Origin of the sequence: Bordetella sputigena (assembly GCF_965137885.1) — a bacterium.
GTDB lineage: Bacteria > Pseudomonadota > Gammaproteobacteria > Burkholderiales > Burkholderiaceae_B > Bordetella_C > Bordetella_C sputigena.
Map to the genome: position 1 here is coordinate 313,594 of NZ_CBCSCA010000006.1, position 17,101 is coordinate 330,694.

General features: G+C 65.4%; 13 protein-coding genes. 7 read left to right on the top strand and 6 right to left on the bottom strand.

All coding sequences use genetic code 11. The annotated features are described in order from the left end of the window. Positions 1–6: 6 nt before the first annotated feature. From ACNA0R_RS14340 to pmbA, 3 genes are all read right to left on the bottom strand, one after another. Positions 7–888, bottom strand: coding sequence for a branched-chain amino acid ABC transporter permease (locus tag ACNA0R_RS14340; RefSeq protein WP_415826680.1), 882 nt, complete (start codon positions 886–888; stop codon positions 7–9). A gap of 96 nt (positions 889–984) precedes the next feature. Then, on the bottom strand, positions 985–2,136 hold the full coding sequence (locus tag ACNA0R_RS14345) for an ABC transporter substrate-binding protein (protein WP_415826681.1): 1,152 nt from the start codon (positions 2,134–2,136) through the stop codon (positions 985–987). 237 nt (positions 2,137–2,373) lie between these two features. After that, positions 2,374–3,738 (bottom strand): metalloprotease PmbA, encoded by a 1,365-nt coding sequence (pmbA, locus tag ACNA0R_RS14350; protein ID WP_415826682.1) that lies wholly within the window; start codon positions 3,736–3,738, stop codon positions 2,374–2,376. A 60-nt stretch (positions 3,739–3,798) separates the two neighbouring features. Between pmbA and yjgA the strand changes: the two genes are divergently transcribed. Both yjgA and ACNA0R_RS14360 read left to right on the top strand, forming a co-directional pair. Beyond that, positions 3,799–4,347, top strand: coding sequence for a ribosome biogenesis factor YjgA (yjgA, locus tag ACNA0R_RS14355; RefSeq protein ID WP_415826683.1), 549 nt, complete (start codon positions 3,799–3,801; stop codon positions 4,345–4,347). Positions 4,348–4,354: 7 nt separating this feature from the next. Then, positions 4,355–5,038: an alpha/beta hydrolase gene (locus ACNA0R_RS14360; protein ID WP_415826684.1), complete on the top strand. Its 684-nt coding sequence runs from the start codon at positions 4,355–4,357 to the stop codon at positions 5,036–5,038. A gap of 29 nt (positions 5,039–5,067) precedes the next feature. Here the strand turns inward: ACNA0R_RS14360 and ACNA0R_RS14365 are convergent, their stop codons facing one another. After that, a complete protein-coding gene (locus ACNA0R_RS14365) occupies positions 5,068–7,509 on the bottom strand; it encodes a bifunctional acetate--CoA ligase family protein/GNAT family N-acetyltransferase (RefSeq protein ID WP_415826685.1) in 2,442 nt (813 codons plus the stop codon). 58 nt (positions 7,510–7,567) lie between these two features. On the opposite strand from ACNA0R_RS14365, the gene gltX reads away from it, so the two are divergent. Beyond that, a complete protein-coding gene (gene gltX, locus ACNA0R_RS14370) occupies positions 7,568–8,980 on the top strand; it encodes a glutamate--tRNA ligase (protein WP_415826686.1) in 1,413 nt (470 codons plus the stop codon). A gap of 6 nt (positions 8,981–8,986) precedes the next feature. On the opposite strand, the gene ACNA0R_RS14375 is transcribed toward gltX, so the two are convergent. Further along, positions 8,987–9,490, bottom strand: coding sequence for a hypothetical protein (locus tag ACNA0R_RS14375; RefSeq protein ID WP_415826687.1), 504 nt, complete (start codon positions 9,488–9,490; stop codon positions 8,987–8,989). Between the two features lie 258 nt (positions 9,491–9,748). After that, a complete protein-coding gene (locus tag ACNA0R_RS14380; protein ID WP_415826688.1) occupies positions 9,749–10,645 on the bottom strand; it encodes a LysR substrate-binding domain-containing protein in 897 nt (298 codons plus the stop codon). An 87-nt stretch (positions 10,646–10,732) separates the two neighbouring features. On the opposite strand from ACNA0R_RS14380, the gene ACNA0R_RS14385 reads away from it, so the two are divergent. The 4 genes from ACNA0R_RS14385 (at position 10,733) to ACNA0R_RS14400 (ending at position 17,080) form a co-directional block, all read left to right on the top strand. Then, positions 10,733–11,563: an alpha/beta hydrolase gene (locus tag ACNA0R_RS14385; RefSeq protein ID WP_415826689.1), complete on the top strand. Its 831-nt coding sequence runs from the start codon at positions 10,733–10,735 to the stop codon at positions 11,561–11,563. A 41-nt stretch (positions 11,564–11,604) separates the two neighbouring features. Then, entirely contained in the window at positions 11,605–12,618 is a 1,014-nt protein-coding gene (locus ACNA0R_RS14390; RefSeq protein ID WP_415826690.1) for a Bug family tripartite tricarboxylate transporter substrate binding protein, read from the top strand. 324 nt (positions 12,619–12,942) lie between these two features. After that, on the top strand, positions 12,943–15,876 hold the full coding sequence (locus tag ACNA0R_RS14395; RefSeq protein WP_415826691.1) for a ribonucleoside-diphosphate reductase subunit alpha: 2,934 nt from the start codon (positions 12,943–12,945) through the stop codon (positions 15,874–15,876). 22 nt (positions 15,877–15,898) lie between these two features. Continuing rightward, positions 15,899–17,080 carry a ribonucleotide-diphosphate reductase subunit beta gene (locus ACNA0R_RS14400; RefSeq protein WP_415826692.1) on the top strand — a complete coding sequence of 394 codons (1,182 nt, stop codon included), beginning with the start codon at positions 15,899–15,901 and terminating at the stop codon, positions 17,078–17,080. Positions 17,081–17,101: the final 21 nt, after the last annotated feature.

Below are 17,101 nucleotides of genomic sequence, written 5' to 3' on the forward strand. Positions count from 1 at the left end.
GATCAATCAGGCCTTGCGTTGCACCACTTTGCCGAACAGGCCCTGGGGGCGCACCAGCAGAATCAGGAATAGCAGGCCGAACGCCACGGCGTCGCGCATGGTGGAGCCGATGTAGGCCACCGACAGCACTTCGGCGAAGCCCAGGAACAGGCCGCCCAGCATGGCGCCGCGGATGTCGCCCATGCCGCCCAGAATGATCACGGCAATGCCCTTGTGCAGCATCGGCTGCCCCATCAGCGGATAGAGCGCATTGGAATACAGCCCGATCAGCAGGCCCGCGACGCCGCCCAGCCCGCCGGCCAGGAACGAGGTCAGCAGGAACAGCTGTTCGACATTGATGCCCAGCAGCCAGGCGGCCTTGGGCGATTCGGCGATGGCGCGCAGCGCGCGACCGAACTGCGTGCGCCGCATGACCACCATCAGCACCGCCATCAGCGCGAAGGACAGGAAGATGATGGCAAGCTCGATGGCCGTGACGTGGATACCGGCGATGACCAACGTGTCGTCGGGCACCACGCCCGGCGGAAAGCGCAGGTTGTTGGCGCCGTAGATGCCCTGGATACCGTTATTCAGGACGATGCCCACGCCTATCGTGGCGATCATCGGGATCAGGTGCGGCGCGTTGCGCCGACGCAGGGGTTTCAGCACCAGCCAGTCGATCAACGCCCCCAGCACTCCCGCGACGATGAAAGTCAGGATCAGGGAAATCCACAGCGGAATGCCCAGCTTGGTAATGATGGACAGGGCCGCATAAGCGCCCACCATGAATACCGCGCCATGCGACAGATTGATAATGCCGAGCACGCCGAAGACCAGCGTGAAGCCCAGCGCGAACAGGGCGTACACGCAGCCCAGCGACAGGGCATTGACGAATTGTTGTTCCAACATACCGGGACTTCCGAATCGAAAACGCCTTGCGGACCGCGGCCGGCGCAGCCCGCAAGGCGTCGGAGGCGGCCGTCAGGCCGCGCTCGCGTACAGGATTTACTTCTCGATGACGTACTTGCCGTTTTCCGTCTTGCTGACGATGGGCGCCTGTTCGGCGTCATAGCCAGCCGGCTTGCCGGCACGGTCCTTGGCCTGGCGGAACTTGAAGGCGCCGGTGGCGCCGGTCCACGTCACGTCCGGCAGCGCGTCGCGCACGGCGGCGCGGTCGGCGGCCAGGTCGCCCTTCAACTGCACCTTCTTCAGCGCCTGGGCCACGATGTACATGGCGTCATAGGCCTGCGCCGAGAACTGGTCGGGCGCGACGTTGTACTTGGCCTTGTAGGCGTCGATGAACTTGGTGTTTTCCGGCGTCTTGTTCTCGATGGACCAGGGGCTGCCGATCCACAGATTGTTCGACGACGCGCCCGGCGCCAGTTCGAAGATCTTGACCGAGTTCATGCCGTTGCCGCCGATGACCGGCACGTTCAGGCCCAGTTGGCGGGCCTGCACCATGATGGGACCGCCTTCGGCCAGCAGCGCGGACAGCACGATGGCATCCGGGTTGGTGCCCTTGATCTTGGTCAGCTGCGCCTTGAAGTCGACGTCGCCCTTGGCGAATGTTTCCGTGGTGGTGACCGGGATTTTCAGGTCTTCGAGAGCCTTCTTGAAGTTGTCGTAGCCGCTCTTGGTGAAGACGTCGTCATTGCCGTACAGCACGGCGACATTCTTCAGGCCGACCTTGTTCTTGACGGTGGTCAGGGTGGCGGGCAGCACGTCGGCTTCGGTGACCGAATTGCGGAAGATGTAGTTGCCGATGGACGTGATGCCATCGGCGGTATTCGACGTGCCGAAGGCCACGGTCTTGGCGGCCTGGGCGATCGGGTCGGCGGCCTGCGCGGAGTTCGACAGCGTCGGGCCGAAGGTCATCAGGACCTTGTCCTGGAAAATCAGTTTCTTGAAGACGTTGATCGCTTCTTCTTTCTTGCCCTGCTCGTCTTCGATAACCAGGGAGATCTTGTTGCCGTTGATACCGCCCGCGGCGTTGATCTGGTCCGCCGCCAGCTGGAAGCCGTTGCGGATCGAGATGCCGTACTGCGCGGCGCCGCCGGACAGGGCCTCGGCCACGCCCAGCTTGATGTCGGCCGCGTGGGCGGCGGGCACGATGGCGCTGGCCACCACGGCGGCCAACAGGGAATATGTCGTCTTCATGGGAAAGCCTCTCTCACGGGCGTTATGTATTTACGCGAGGATCTGCGCCTCGCTGGATGAGCAGGCCCGCGCCGTGGCCGGCGCGGGCAAGTCCGCCATTATTACTCGAATTGCCAGAGTTGTTGCGGGTTGCAACGCTTACGCGCAGCAAAAGGGCCCAAAACGGGAGCCAAAGCGCGGCCTTTCCGCAGCATTGACCGGCATCGTCCCGGTCGGCCCCCCCGGGCAACGCGCCCGTCACGCCCCGGCGATGGCCATCTGTTCGATCAGGATCGAGCCAGTCGATTTGGTCCCGCGGGCGATCGTATCGGCGCCGACGGCGACGATTTGCCGGAACATGTCCTTGAGATTGCCGGCGATGGTGACTTCCTCTACCGCGTGCTGGATTTCACCGTTTTCCACCCAATAGCCGAACGCCCCGCGCGAATAATCGCCGGTGACGTAGTTGACCCCCTGGCCGATCAGCTCCGTCACCATAAAACCCGTGCCCATCTTTTTCAGCATGGCCGGCAGGTCGTCGGACGGCGCGGTCAGCCGGGAGCGCAGGGCCAGGTTGTGCGAGCCGCCGGCATTGCCGGTGGTCGGCATGCCCAGCTTGCGCGCGGTATAGGTGGACAGGAAATAGCCTTGCAGCACGCCGGCCGTGACGACGTCGCGGGCACGCGTGACCACGCCTTCGTCATCGAAAGGCGAGCTGCCCATGGCGCCCACGATATGCGGATCTTCGGCGATATCGATGTGATCCGCGAAGATCTGCTGGCCAAGACTGTCGACCAGGAAGCTGGCCTTGCGGTACAGTGCACCGCCGTTCACGGCCTGGGTCAGCGCCCCCAGCAGGCCCAGCGCCAGCGGCGCTTCGAACAGGACGGGAAACTTGCCGGTGCGCACGCGGCGGGCGGACAGGCGCGACAAGGCGCGTTCGGCCGCATAGCGGCCGACGGCTTCCGGATCGGCCAGATTGGCGGCGTTGCGCTCGCTGCTGTACCAGTAGTCGCGCTGCATGCCGTTGCCGCGGCCGGCGATGGGCGCCACGGACAGGCTGTGGCGCGAATACGGATAGCCGCCCAGGAAGCCACGGGTATTGCCCATGACGAACTGGCCTTCGAAAGTGCCGATGGACGCGCCTTCCGTATTGGTGATGCGGGGGTCGACGGCGCGCGCCGCGCGTTCGGCGCGCAAAGCCAGCTCGGCGGCCTCTTCCGTGCCTATGGTCCAGGGATAGTGCAGGGCCAGATCGGGATAATCGCGCGCCAGCATGGCCTCGTCCGGCAGGCCGGCGGCGGGATCTTCGGCCGTGTGGCTGGCGATATGCCAGGCGGCCTCGACGGTTTCGCGCAAGGCGGCATCGGAGAAATCCGACGTGGAGGCCGATCCGCGCCGCTGTCCCGCATAGACGGTGACGTCCAGCGACCGGTCGCGGGTCTGCTCCACGGTTTCGATGTCGTTCTTGCGCACCGAAACCGACAGCCCCAGGCTTTCGGAGACTTCCGCGACGGCGTCGCTGGCGCCGACCTTGCGCGCATGGGCCAGAACGCTCTGCACCAGTTCGCTGAAGCGCGCCTGGTTTTCGGCGACTGGCAGGGAGGAGGAATTGTTGACCATTGAAACTCGCTTGAGAGAGACGGGTATCATAGCCAAGTCCGCAAACCCGCTGTGCCCATAATGTCAGAAATAACCGAGCTGGCCGCCACGTCCGACGACGAGGACGACGGCTACGATCGTCCCAGCAAGTCCCAGGTCAAGCGAGAGATGCTCGCCCTGACCGACCTGGGCAAGCAGTTGATTGGCCTGTCGCCGGAGCGCCTGCGCCAGTTGCCCCTGGCCGAACGCCTGTACGACGCGATACGGGAAGCGCAGCGCACCACCAGCCGCGAAGGGCTGCGGCGGCAGACGCATTACGTCGGCAAGCTCATGCGGGACGCGCCCGCGGACGACATCCGCCGCCAGTTGGACGCCTGGGAAAACGGCTCGCGCGAGGAAACGGCGGCGATGCATCGCCTGGAAAACCTGCGCGACCGCCTGCTGGAAGACGACGACGCGCTGACGGACCTGCTGTCGCGCAATCCCGGCGTGGATGTCCAGCAGTTGCGCACGCTGATACGCGAAGCGCGCAAGGAAGCCCGCGCCAATGCCGCCCTGGCGCAGGGCCAGGAGCCCAAGCGCAAGCATTACCGGGCGCTGTTCCAGGCCTTGAAAGCCTTGCAGATCTGAGAATCCCATGACCGCCAACACGCCTTCCGACCTGCTCGACAGCATCGAACTCGAAACCGGCCCGAATCCCAGCCATGCGGTGATCTGGCTGCACGGCCTGGGCGCCGACGGCAATGACTTCGCGCCCATCGTGCCGGAACTGCGCCTGCCCGCGACGCCGGCGATCCGTTTCGTATTCCCGCACGCGCCGGTGCAGCCGGTCACGATCAACGGCGGCATGCGTATGCGTTCCTGGTACGACATCCTGGTCATGGATCTGGTACGCCGCGAGGATGCCGCCGGCATCCGCCAGTCCGAAGCCGCCGTGCGCGCTTTGATCGCGCGCGAGAACGCCCGCGGCATTCCGACCTCGCGCATCGTGCTGGCCGGGTTTTCGCAGGGCTGCGCCATGACGCTGCACACCGGCCTGCGGCTGCCGGAAAAGCTGGCCGGGATGATGGCCTTGTCCGGCTACCTGCCCCTGCTGGACCTGGCGGCGGCGGAACGCCAGGGTGCCAATGCCGACACGCCTATCTTCCTGGCCCACGGTGAATATGACCCGGTGGTCGACATCGCGCGCGCCACGGCGTCGCGCGACATGCTGCGCTCGCTGGGCCATGACGTGCGCTGGCACACGTATCCGATGCAGCATTCCGTATGCGCGGAAGAAGTCGCCGATATGCGCGACTTCCTCGTGGAAGTCATCAAGTAGCGTCGTAGGGCCGCCCTACGCGGGCCGCCCTACGCGGGCCGCCCCAGATCCAGCCAGACCCGCCGCAAGGACGGGTCGTCCGGATCGGGATCGTTCTTCAGGCCCAGGCTGGTCATCAGCCGCAGCATGGGCCGGTTATCGGCCAGCACCAGGCCTTCGATGTACTCCAGCCCCTGTTCGCGGGCGGCGTCGATCAACAGCGTCATCAACTGCCGCCCCAGGCCGCGTCCCTGCCAGGCATCCGCCACCACCAGGGCATATTCGGCGCCGCGTCCGTCGGGGTTGCGCAGATAATGCGCCAGGCCGATCACCGCATCGTGGCGATGGCCGCGATGCGCGGGATTGGGCAGCTCGGTGGTGGCGACCAGCGCCAGCTCGCGGTCGTAATCCACCTGTGTATACCGGGCCAGCATGCGCGGCGTCAGCTCACGCATCATCGAAACGAAGCGCATATAGCGCGAACGCTCGGAAAGCTCGCGGATGAAGGCCTGCAGGGAATCGGCGTCCTCCGGCCGGATGGGGCGCACCACCCACGGCGTGCCGTCTTCGAAGCGCCGCACCTGCACCAGCCGCGCCGGATAAGGATGGATGGCCATGTGCGCATAGCCCCCCAGATGCAGGGATGGCGTCGCGGCCTCGGCGGTCAGCGTGACGCGCATGGAACGCGCGTACAGGCGCGCCTCGCCGGCATACAGCGGGTCGATGTCCAGCGCTTCGATGTCCGGCACATCGGTGATCAGCTCGGAGACGCGTACCAGCGCCTGCTGCAGCGTCTCGAAAGCGGCGATGCTCAGGCGATGCGCCAGCACCTTGCGCCACAGGCGGCTGCGTTCGATCAGCTGCTGGGCCAGGAATCCGTTCAGCGGCGGCAGGTCCATGCCGCGATCGGCAATGCCCAGCGCCGCGTCCGGGCCGCCCGCGGCGAAGCGGATGACGGGACCGAACCGCGCGTCGCGATGGACGCGTATGGCCATGGGACGCGACAGCGGCTCGAAGGCGCCGCTGGGCATGGCGTCGTGTATCGGCACCAGGCCGGCCGCCATCAGGTCGCGCGCTTCCGCCGGCGTCAGCGCATGCCGGCCATCGCGCCGGGCCGCGTCGATGATGGCCTGGGCGTCGGCCAGCGCCGGCTGCGGCCCCTGGGGCAGCGGCGGCTGCGATTGCAGCAGCAGTTGCTGGTTGTAGTAGTGCGTGGAGAGCACGCCGAAGGCGTCGGCCGCCGATTCCGGCGTGCGGAAGGCGGACGTCCCCGCGTCGTCCAGCATGCGCCGCAAGGGCCGCATGCCGGCATCGCCCATGAAGCAGGACACGATGGGCTTGCGCGCGCGCGGCGCGATCTGCGCCAGCCTTTCCGCCACCGCGCGCAGGTCCGCCAGGGCGTCCGGCGCCAGCAGCACCAGCACGCCGTCCACGCCGGCATCGTCGATCAGCGCATCGAGAACCGCCTGTGTCCTGTCGGGCGTGAGCGGCGCATGGGTAATGACCGGATTGCCCACCGCGGATCCCGGCTCCAGCAGCGCCTCCAGCGCCTGCACGGTGGCCTGCGACAGTTCGGCGCGCGCGACCGCGGCGTCGGGGCCGATCAGGTCCAGCGCCAGCTGGCCGGGCCCGCTGCCATTGGAAAACAGCGCCACCCGCCGGCCACGCGGGCGGCGGGCGTAGCCCAGCACCTTCAGCGCCGAAAACAGCTGCACGAAATAGCGCACGCGCACCGCGCCGGCGCGGCGCAGCACCGCATCGAATACGGCGTCATCGTCGTCGCCGCGCCCGGCCTTCAGCACCACCACCGGCTTGGCGCTGGCGGCGGCGCGCAGCGCGCTGATGAAGGGCCGGGCCGGCCCGACGTCCTCCAGATAAAGCGCGATGCTGTCGGTGCGCGGATCGGTCGCCAGATAGTCCAGCACCGGCCCCAGGCCGACAATGGCTTCGTCGCCCAGCGCGATCGCGGTGGAAAAGCCGATATGCACGTCCTCGGCCCAATCCATGACGGCGGCGATGATGGAGCGCGATTGCGCCACCAGCGCCACCCGGCCGTCGCGCGCCAGCGTCGGATGCTGGCTCAGATTCAGGCCCGCATGCGGACGCTGCACGCCGAAGGCGCGCGGCCCCAGCAGCTTGCAGCGGTTTTCCTGCGCCCAGGCCTGGCACAAGGCCACGGTGCCGCGCGGATAGGGGTCGGGTTGTTCGTGGGGCAGGACGATAAGCGCGCGCGGCGCCCGTGGCGTCAGGCGGCGCAGCGTTTCGGCGAATACGGACGGCGCGACGCAGACCAGGGCCAGGTCGGGGCGCTCGTCCGCGGCCAGGCCGGTCAAGGTTTCCGGAAGATCCGGCGCGACGCCGGGTTCGCAAGCCAGGCAGGTGGTGCGCGCGCGCAGGCGCGCCGGCAGCATCGCCGCGCCCGGCAAGGGCCGGTCCGCGATGATGAGCAGGGAACGCGGATCGAACAGAGAAGCCAGCGCGTGTCGAAGCATGGACGCCTACCCTATTCTAAAATGCCGCCATCGCGCAATATAACCGCCGGCCTTTTCAATGACTCAAACCTCCAAATCCCGCGTCCGCACCCGTTTCGCTCCCTCGCCCACCGGCTACCTGCATCTGGGCGGCGCGCGCACGGCGCTTTTTTCCTGGGCATTCGCCCGCCACCACGGTGGCGTATTCATCCTGCGCATCGAAGACACCGACGTGGAACGCTCGACGCCGGAAGCCGTGCAGGCCATCCTGGATAGCATGGACTGGCTCGGCATGCAGCCCGACGAAGGCCCCTTCTACCAGATGCGCCGCATGGACCGCTACCGCGAGGTCGTGGCGCAGATGCTGGCGGCTGGTACCGCCTATCACTGCTACTGCATGCCCGAAGAAGTGGAGGCCATGCGCGAGCGCGCCCGCGCCCAGGGCCTGAAGCCGCGCTACGACGGCACCTGGCGGCCGGAGCCGGGCAAAACCCTGCCCTCGATACCGGAAGGCCGCCAGCCCGTGGTGCGCTTCAAGAATCCGCTGACCGGGGTCACCGCCTGGAACGATATGGTGAAGGGCCCGATCAGTTTCGACAACGGCGAGCTGGACGACCTGATCATCGCCCGCCCCGACGGCACGCCCACGTACAACTTCTGCGTGGTGGTGGACGATTGGGACATGGGCATCACGCACGTGCTGCGGGGCGACGACCACGTGAACAATACGCCGCGGCAGATCAATATCCTGCGCGCCCTGGGCGCCGAGCTGCCCGAGTATGGTCACGTGCCCATGATCCTGGGGCCGGATGGCGAAAAACTGTCCAAGCGCCATGGGGCGGTCAGCGTCATGGAATACGACAAGGACGGCTATCTGCCCGAGGCCATGATCAACTACCTGGCGCGCCTGGGCTGGAGCCACGGCGATGACGAGCTTTTCACCCGCGAACAGCTGGTGGAATGGTTCGACACGCGGCACCTGTCGAAGTCGGCATCGCAGTGGGATCCGAAAAAACTGAACTGGGTCAACGCCCATTACCTGCGCCAGATGGCCGATGCGGAGCTGGCGGCGCGGGTCGCGCCGCGCATCGTGAGCCGCGGCGGCGATCCGGCCGCGGCCGACCTGACGGCCGTCATGGCGCTGCTGAAGGACCGCGCGGAAACGCTGGAACAACTGGCCGACGGCGCGATGCTGTTCTGCGGTCCGTTCGAGGGCGCGCCGGCGGAACTGGCGGCGCAGCACCTGACCGAGACGGCGCGCGATGCCCTGCGCGATTTCGCCGCCGAGGCGAGCAATGCGGAGTGGTCCAAGGACGCGTTGTCGGCCGCCATCAAGCGGGTATTGGCCGCGCGCGGCATGAAGATGCCGCAGTTGGCCATTCCCCTGCGCGTGGCCGTCACCGGCCAGACGCAGACGCCGGCCATCGACGCGGTGCTGGCCTTGCTGGGCAAGGACAAAGTGCTGCAACGGCTGCAACGCGCGCTGGCTTGAGCGCGCTCAGCGCAGCACGTACCCCTGCGGCATCCGGCGCGCCTTCAGCACCTCGCCGCTGGCTTTCTGATCGCGCAGCACCAGGGTGGAATTGTTGACGCTTTCCACCCTGTAGCGGTTCGTATAGATGGGGTCCGACGGATCCACAGGGTCGCCATTGGACTCCGTCGTCTGCATCGTGTACACGCCGTTGGAGAACGTCCAGCAGCCCGTTTCGTCCAGGCCCGGCCGCAGCTTGTTGCGTATCTTCAATTGGGTCTGATAGCGCATTTTCCCGTCCGGAGCGAGCACCAGCAGCGTCTGCTGCGTGCCGGCCACGCCACGCGGCGTCGACACCGAATACCAGGTCCCCGCCAATGCCTCGGCCCCGGCGCTGGCCGCGCAGGCCACGGGTTTGGGCGGCGGAGCCGGCTGGGAAGCCGGCGCGGGCACTTCTTTTTTGGTCGCGCAACCGGCCAGAATGAACGCGGCGCAGGCAACGCCGGCGAAACGCGAAAATGCACTGCTCATGAAATCCTCACAGGCGACCGAGATGTCCGCATGGCGCGGAAAAAAGCATCGGTGCGACATGTCGATTCTGAATATCGCGGCGGCAAGACGCAACGACCACGCCTGTGTGAAGCGCATGTCACGCGTGGTTTGTGCGAAGCGCGCAACACTGTGAGCGCACCACGGGCCTCGTCGGCGGATGCATGCGAACTACTGTCGCGCATGCGGGGGCGCGCGCGGTCGAAACGCGAACCGGGTACGTGAAGCAGCAACGTGCGCTCAGGCCGCGCGCGCCGACGCCGCTGCTGCTTCACGCAACAGCGCCTCCATCGCCGCGGCCGCGGGAGACAGGGTGCGACCAGCCAGCCGCGTGATGCCCAGGGAGCGGGCGATGCGCGGCCGGCGCAACGGCACGAACACCAGATCGCGCGCATCGGGCGGTTTGCCGAGTTCGGCCAGGACAGTGACGCCAACGCCGCGTTCCAGCATCGCGGTCAGCGACATCATGTGCGACACGAAAAGCGGCGGGTCCATCAGAAAGGCGGCCGCGCGATGGCCGGCAAGCTGCCGATGCCCAACGGTGCCGATCATCGGCAGCGTGGCGATTTCCTTCCACGTTACCCATGCGCGGCCGGCCAGCGGGTGATCGTCGCGGCACACCAGGCCGAACTCATCCCGCCACATGGGTTCGAACAGCAGGCGCTTGTCGCGCAGCACCGGGCTGCATACGCCCAACTCGGCCTGCCCCGACAGCACCATGCGTTCCACGCCTTCCGAATTGTCGTCGTAGAGCCGCATCGCCACCCGCGGATGGGCGTCGCGGTAGCGCGCCACCAGATCGGGTAACCACTGCCAGGCCGCGGTCGCCACGGCGGCCAGGGTGAGCAGGCCGGTTTCGCTGCGCGCCATGCCGCCTATGCTCAAGGCCACCCGATCATGATGATCCACCAGTTCGCGCGCCAGCGGCAGGCAGGACTCGCCGAACCGCGTCAGCGTCACGCGCGCGCCGCGCTCGAACAAGGGCTGCCCCAGGCGCTGCTCCATTTCGCGTATGGACAACGACAAGGCTGGCTGCGACCGGAAAGCGCGCGCCGCGGCCGCGCGGAAACTGCGCAGCTCCGCCACCAGCAGGAAATGCCGATAGTGCGTTATGGAAAGGTCGGGAAGCTGGCTCATCGGGCGTTTCCTGATATTTGCCGCACTTATTATCGGATAGAAAAAATAAATTTTTCTCATCGAGGCGGGCGCCCTACCATTCGCCGCATGGACTCCTCCGTGCTGCCCGCCGCCCTTCCCGACTTCGATCTGGTCGACCGTTTGCCATCGCTGGCTGCCGGCGATGGCAGGCTCGTCATCGGCGCCTCGCAGCGCCCCGGCATGCCGTCGCTGCTGTTCGTGCCCGGCGCTTTTCATGGCGCATGGTGCTACGCGGCTTATCTGGAATACTTCGCCGGCCTGGGCATCGCTTGCGCGGCGCTGGATCTGCCGGGACACGGATGGCTGCCGCAGACGCCGGCATTCCATCGCCATGGCGTGCGCGACTTCGGTGAGTGCGTGACGCAGGCCATGGATCTGATCGACGGGCCTGTCGTCCTGGCCGGACACAGCATGGGCGCCTTGCCGGTGCTGTACGCCGCCAGTCAGCGCGAGGTCGCGGGGGTCGTGCTGATGGCGCCATCGCCGCCCGGCAATGTGCCCGGCGCGCGCGCCATCGCGCCCGTGCCGAGCGGCGCAAGCCGGCAGCCGCCGGGGCTGGACGGCGTCCGCCGGCGCTTCACCGGCGCGATGAGCGAACAGGAAATCGCGACGGTGGCCGCCAGGTTGTGCCCGGAAAGCGCCGAGGCGATGAACGACCGCTACCTGCTGCGGGTACCTATTCCGCCGCAGGCCATCGACGCCCCGGGCTTGTGCCTGGAAGCTGGCGATGACGACCCCGACCGCCATCCCGCCGGACAGGACAAGGCCGTGGCGGATTTTTATGGCTTCGAATACCGGCTGTTGCCGGCGCTGCCGCACTGCATGATGTATGCGCGCGGCTGGCAGGAAAGCGCGCAGGCGATACGCGAGTGGTACGAGCGGCGGTTTCCGCGGTGAGCGGCCACCACTGAGCGCCCACTATATATATAGAGAGAGACATGGAGCCGCCCGACGCGGCTTTCACCAACCAAAGGGGGCTTGCCTTGAAACACCATACCAAGCTGTTTGCAGCGCTCGTGATGTGCGGCGTCTGGATGACGGAGCCGGCGGCAAACGCGGCGGAGTGGCCGGATCGCACCGTGACGATCATCGTGCCCTCCGCCGCGGGCGGCGCGGCGGATCTGACCGCCCGTACCTTCGCGCAATACCTGGGCGCCAAAACCGGCCAGAGCGTCGTCGTGGAAGACCGGCCCGGCGCTGGCGGCATCGTCGGCACCAACTCGGTCAAAACCGCGCCGGCGGACGGCTACACCTTCCTCCTGTCGACCAATTCCACCCAGGCCGCCAATCCCTATCTCTATAAATCCCTGCCCTACGATCCGCTCAAGGACTTCCGCCAGGTGGGGATGCTGGGCACCTTCGGTTCGGTCGCGGTGGTATCCCCGGGCAGCAGCTTTCGCGACATGCCGCAGCTGGTCGATTATGCGAAGCAACACCCCGGCAAGGTGTTCTACGGCTACTACAGCTCGTCGTCCCAGGTGCCGTCCGCCCTGCTGAAGGCGCGCGCCGGCCTGCAGATCGATGGCGCCGCCTACAAAAACGTCACGCAGATCATCACCGACCTGCGCGGCGGCCAAATCGACTTCGCTTTCGTGGACTACCTGACCGCGATGGGGCAGATCGACGGCAAGGGCTTGCGCGCCATCGCCGTGACGGGCGAAGCGGCCCATCCGGCCTGGCCCGACGTCCCACCCATGTCGTCCTACTATCCGGGTTTCGTGGTCCTGGGCTGGCTGGGGCTGTCGGCCCCCGCCGGCACCCCGGAACCCATCGTCCAGGCCATGAACCGCTACCTGGCGCAGGCGGTGGACGATCCTGAGGTGCGCGGCAAGCTGACCCGGCTCGGGCTGCAGCCCAGGCGCATGGACGCGGCCGAGTTCGACGCTTTTGTGCGCAAGGACGCCGAACGCTGGAAGCAATGGATCGCGACGGCGGGGATTACGCCCCAGTAGGCGACAGGCCGCCGCTACCAGCCGCATGCGACAATAGCGTGTACGAAGCGGGCACTTCGCCGTCAGACTAGGTAACCCAAGCACGATATACTTCGTAACAACTTAAAGAAGTATCGCGATTCAATTCCAGCTTGTAGCTAACCCGATCGACCACTAGAATTGGGCCTGGGGTCGGGGTTAGACACAACATCTTGTGGTTAAGGACGGGGCCGGGGCATATCCGGCCTATCTGCGTCCGCTGGTAACCGCCTTCCTTCCCCCCAAATTCTTCGAATATCCAGGCGCGGCGTCTGTCGCGCTTTTCTACTACGCACAGGAGCTTCCATGCAGCAGACTTCGATCGCCTCTGTGACCCGGCCGAGCGCCGTGCCGCCGTCTGACAATGCCCAATCGACACCTGCCTCCGGCCAATGGGCCGGTTACCAGGTCATCCGGCGCAACGGCGCCGTCGTCGGCTTCGAACCCAGCAAAATCGCCATCGCGATGACCAAGGCCTTCCTGGCCGTGAACGGCGGACAGGGCGCGGCCTCGGCCCGCGTGCGCGAACTGGTCGACACCCTGACGCGCCAGGCGGTCAATGCCCTGCTGCGCAACCGCCCCAACGGCGGCACCTTCCATATCGAGGAAATCCAGGATCAGGTCGAACTGGCGCTGATGCGCTCGGGCGAACACGACGTTGCCCGCGCCTATGTGCTGTATCGCGAAAAGCGTTCGCAGGAACGCGCCGCCGCGGAACCCGCGAAGCCGGCCGCCGCCGCGCAGCCCGACCACGGCCTGAATGTGACCGACCAGGGCGTCAAGCGTCCGCTGGATCTGGCCGCGCTGCGCGCGACCATCGAAGCCGCGGGCGAAGGACTGTCCGACTACATCGACGCCGAGACCATCCTGAAGGAAACGGTCAAGAACCTGTACGAGGGCATCCCCGTCGACGAAGTCTTCAAATCCGCCATCCTGTCGGCGCGCGCGCTGGTCGAAAAAGATCCGGCCTACAGTCAGGTCACCGCGCGTCTTCTGCTGCACACGATCCGCAAGGAAGTCCTGGGCGAAGAAGTTTCGCAGGCCCAAATGGAGCAGCGCTACGCCGACTACTTCCCGGCCTTCATCGCGCGCGGCATCGAAGCCAGCCTGATCGACGCCAAGCTGGCGCAATTCGACCTGCCGCGCCTGGCCGCCGCGCTGGACGCCAAGCGCGATCTGCAATTCAGCTATCTGGGTCTGCAAACGCTGTACGACCGCTACTTCCTGCACATCCGCGGCCGCCGCATCGAACTGCCGCAGGTGTTCTACATGCGCGTGGCCATGGGCCTGGCGCTGGGCGAAACGCAAGCCGGCGTCGACCGCGAAGCGCGCGCCATCCAGTTCTACGAGATCCTGTCGTCCTTCGACTTCATGAGCTCCACGCCCACGCTGTTCAATTCGGGCACCCTGCATTCGCAGCTGTCGTCGTGCTACCTGACCACCGTCTCCGACGATCTGGAAGGCATCTACGACGCCATCAAGGAAAACGCACTGCTGGCCAAATACGCCGGCGGCCTGGGCAATGACTGGACCCCGGTACGCGCCTTGCGTAGCCACATCAAAGGCACCAATGGCGAAAGCCAGGGCGTGGTCCCCTTCCTGAAGGTCGTCAACGACACCGCGGTGGCGGTGAACCAGGGCGGCAAGCGCAAGGGCGCCGTATGCACCTACCTGGAAACGTGGCATCTGGACATTGAAGAATTCCTGGAACTGCGCAAAAACACCGGCGACGAACGCCGCCGCACGCATGACATGAACACCGCGAACTGGATCCCCGATCTGTTCATGAAGCGCGTCATGGAAAATGGCGAGTGGACGCTGTTTTCGCCGTCCGATTGCCCCGACCTGCACGACAAGTACGGCCGCGAATTCGAGCAGGCCTATCTGGGTTACGAAGCGCGCGTGGCCAGCGGCGATCTGAAGCTCTACAAAAAGATGCCCGCGCTCACTTTGTGGCGCAAGATGCTGTCCATGCTGTTCGAAACCGGTCATCCGTGGATCACGTTCAAGGATCCGTGCAACATCCGTTCGCCGCAGCAGCACGTCGGCGTGGTGCACAGCTCCAACCTGTGCACGGAAATCACGCTGAACACCAACGAAGAGGAAATCGCGGTGTGCAACCTGGGTTCGGTGAACCTGGTCGCGCACATGAAGCCCAGCGCCAACGGCGGCTACGAACTCGATCTGGAAAAGCTGAAGCGCACCATCGGCGTCGCGATGCGCATGCTCGACAACGTCATCGACATCAACTACTACGCCGTCAAGAAGGCCAAGGATTCCAACCAGCGTCATCGTCCGGTGGGCCTGGGCATCATGGGTTTCCAGGATTGCCTGCACATGATGCGGGTGCCGTATGCGTCGCAAGCCGCCGTCGAGTTCGCCGATCGTTCGATGGAAGCGGTGTGCTACTACGCGTATTGGGCCTCGAGCGAGTTGGCCGAAGAACGCGGCCACTATCCCACCTACAAGGGCTCGCTGTGGGATCGCGGCATCCTTCCGCAAGACACGTTGAATCTGCTGCGTGAAGAACGCGGCGGCAGCGTCGATGTCGATATGTCGTCTTCGTTGGATTGGGATGCGTTGCGTGCGCGCATCAAAGCGCACGGCATGCGCAACTCCAATTGCGTGGCAATTGCCCCAACCGCGACGATTTCCAATATCATTGGCGTATCTGCGTGCATCGAACCCACTTATCAGAATCTGTACGTGAAATCGAATCTCTCCGGCGAGTTCACGGTCGTTAACGAATACCTCGTCCGCGACTTGAAGAAACTCGGTCTCTGGGACGAAGTGATGGTGGCCGATCTGAAGTACTTCGACGGCAGCCTGTCCCGTATCGATCGCGTGCCCGCTGAACTCCGCGAAATCTACGCCACCGCGTTCGAAGTCGAACCGCGTTGGCTGGTGGAATGCGCCTCGCGTCGCCAGAAGTGGATCGATCAATCGCAATCGCTGAATATCTATATGGCTGGCGCGTCGGGCAAGAAGCTCGACGAAACCTACAAGCTGGCGTGGCTGCGTGGCCTGAAGACCACCTACTACCTGCGCACGCTGGGCGCCACCAGCGCTGAAAAGTCCACCGGTCGCGGCGGCGAATTGAATGCCGTGGCGTCGGGCAGCCAACCCGGTACGGTGACGGCATCCGCCGCCCCCGCCCTGCCGGAACCTGAAATCGTCGGAGCGGTTTGCACCATGAGGCCGGGCGACCCCGGCTTCGAAGAGTGCGAAGCCTGCCAGTAATCGACCGCTCCGGAGAATTCACATGATCAATTGGGAAGACGATAACGTCGCACTGCAACCGGGCCAGCCCACCGCCAAGCCGGCGGGCGGCATGACCGCGCGCCCGTCGACGGGCGCCTTCGACGACGCCGCCCTGCCCGCGGCCGCGCCGGCGCAAGCCGCCGGTGTGCAGCCGGGCGCGGCCGCCCAGCGCGTCAAGGTCGCCGACAAGCGCATCATCAACGGCAAGACCGACGTCAATCAGCTGGTTCCGTTCAAATATAAATGGGCCTGGGAAAAGTACCTGGCCACCTGCGCCAACCACTGGATGCCGCAGGAAATCAATATGTCGCGCGACATCGCGCTCTGGAAGAACCCCACCGGCCTGACCGAGGACGAGCGCCGCATCATCAAGCGCAACCTGGGCTTCTTCGTGACGGCCGATTCGCTGGCCGCCAACAACATCGTGCTGGGCACCTACCGGCACATCACGGCTCCGGAATGCCGCCAGTTCCTGCTGCGCCAGGCATTCGAGGAAGCCATCCATACCCACGCTTATCAATACATCGTCGAAAGCCTGGACCTGGACGAATCGGAAATCTTCAATGCCTATAACGAGGTTCCGTCCATCCGCGCCAAGGACGAATTCCTGATCCCGTTCATCGACGCGATCGCCGACCCGAACTTCCACACCGGCACGCCGGAAGCCGATCAGACACTGCTGAAGTCGCTGATCGTTTTCGCCTGCCTGATGGAAGGCCTGTTCTTCTATGTCGGGTTTACGCAGATCCTGGCGCTGGGTCGCCAGAACAAGATGACCGGCGCCGCCGAACAGTACATGTACATCCTGCGCGATGAGTCCATGCACTGCAACTTCGGCATCGACCTGATCAACACCATCAAGCTCGAGAATCCGCACCTCTGGACGCCCGAGTTCCGCGAAGAAATCCGTGCTCTGTTCGTGAAAGCCGTCGAACTGGAATACGCCTACGCCGAAGACACCATGCCGCGCGGTGTGCTGGGCCTGAATGCGCCGATGTTCAAGTCGTATCTGCGCTTCATCGCCAACCGCCGTTGCCAGCAGATCGGTCTGGAAGCGTTGTTCCCGCAGGAAGAAAACCCCTTCCCGTGGATGGCGGAAATGATCGACCTCAAGAAAGAGCGAAACTTTTTCGAAACTCGAGTCATCGAATACCAAACCGGAGGCACGCTGAGCTGGGAATGAACCGGTCCAGGGTGTCGGAAG

Coding starts and splice junctions, on each gene's coding strand:
- ACNA0R_RS14400 (WP_415826692.1), top strand. CDS start 15,899: ATGATCAATTGGGAAGACGATAACGTCGCACTGCAACCGGGCCAGCCC.
- ACNA0R_RS14340 (WP_415826680.1), bottom strand. CDS start 888: ATGTTGGAACAACAATTCGTCAATGCCCTGTCGCTGGGCTGCGTGTAC.
- ACNA0R_RS14375 (WP_415826687.1), bottom strand. CDS start 9,490: ATGAGCAGTGCATTTTCGCGTTTCGCCGGCGTTGCCTGCGCCGCGTTC.
- gltX (WP_415826686.1), top strand. CDS start 7,568: ATGACTCAAACCTCCAAATCCCGCGTCCGCACCCGTTTCGCTCCCTCG.
- ACNA0R_RS14365 (WP_415826685.1), bottom strand. CDS start 7,509: ATGCTTCGACACGCGCTGGCTTCTCTGTTCGATCCGCGTTCCCTGCTC.
- ACNA0R_RS14395 (WP_415826691.1), top strand. CDS start 12,943: ATGCAGCAGACTTCGATCGCCTCTGTGACCCGGCCGAGCGCCGTGCCG.
- ACNA0R_RS14380 (WP_415826688.1), bottom strand. CDS start 10,645: ATGAGCCAGCTTCCCGACCTTTCCATAACGCACTATCGGCATTTCCTG.
- ACNA0R_RS14360 (WP_415826684.1), top strand. CDS start 4,355: ATGACCGCCAACACGCCTTCCGACCTGCTCGACAGCATCGAACTCGAA.
- pmbA (WP_415826682.1), bottom strand. CDS start 3,738: ATGGTCAACAATTCCTCCTCCCTGCCAGTCGCCGAAAACCAGGCGCGC.
- ACNA0R_RS14390 (WP_415826690.1), top strand. CDS start 11,605: ATGGAGCCGCCCGACGCGGCTTTCACCAACCAAAGGGGGCTTGCCTTG.
- ACNA0R_RS14345 (WP_415826681.1), bottom strand. CDS start 2,136: ATGAAGACGACATATTCCCTGTTGGCCGCCGTGGTGGCCAGCGCCATC.
- yjgA (WP_415826683.1), top strand. CDS start 3,799: ATGTCAGAAATAACCGAGCTGGCCGCCACGTCCGACGACGAGGACGAC.
- ACNA0R_RS14385 (WP_415826689.1), top strand. CDS start 10,733: ATGGACTCCTCCGTGCTGCCCGCCGCCCTTCCCGACTTCGATCTGGTC.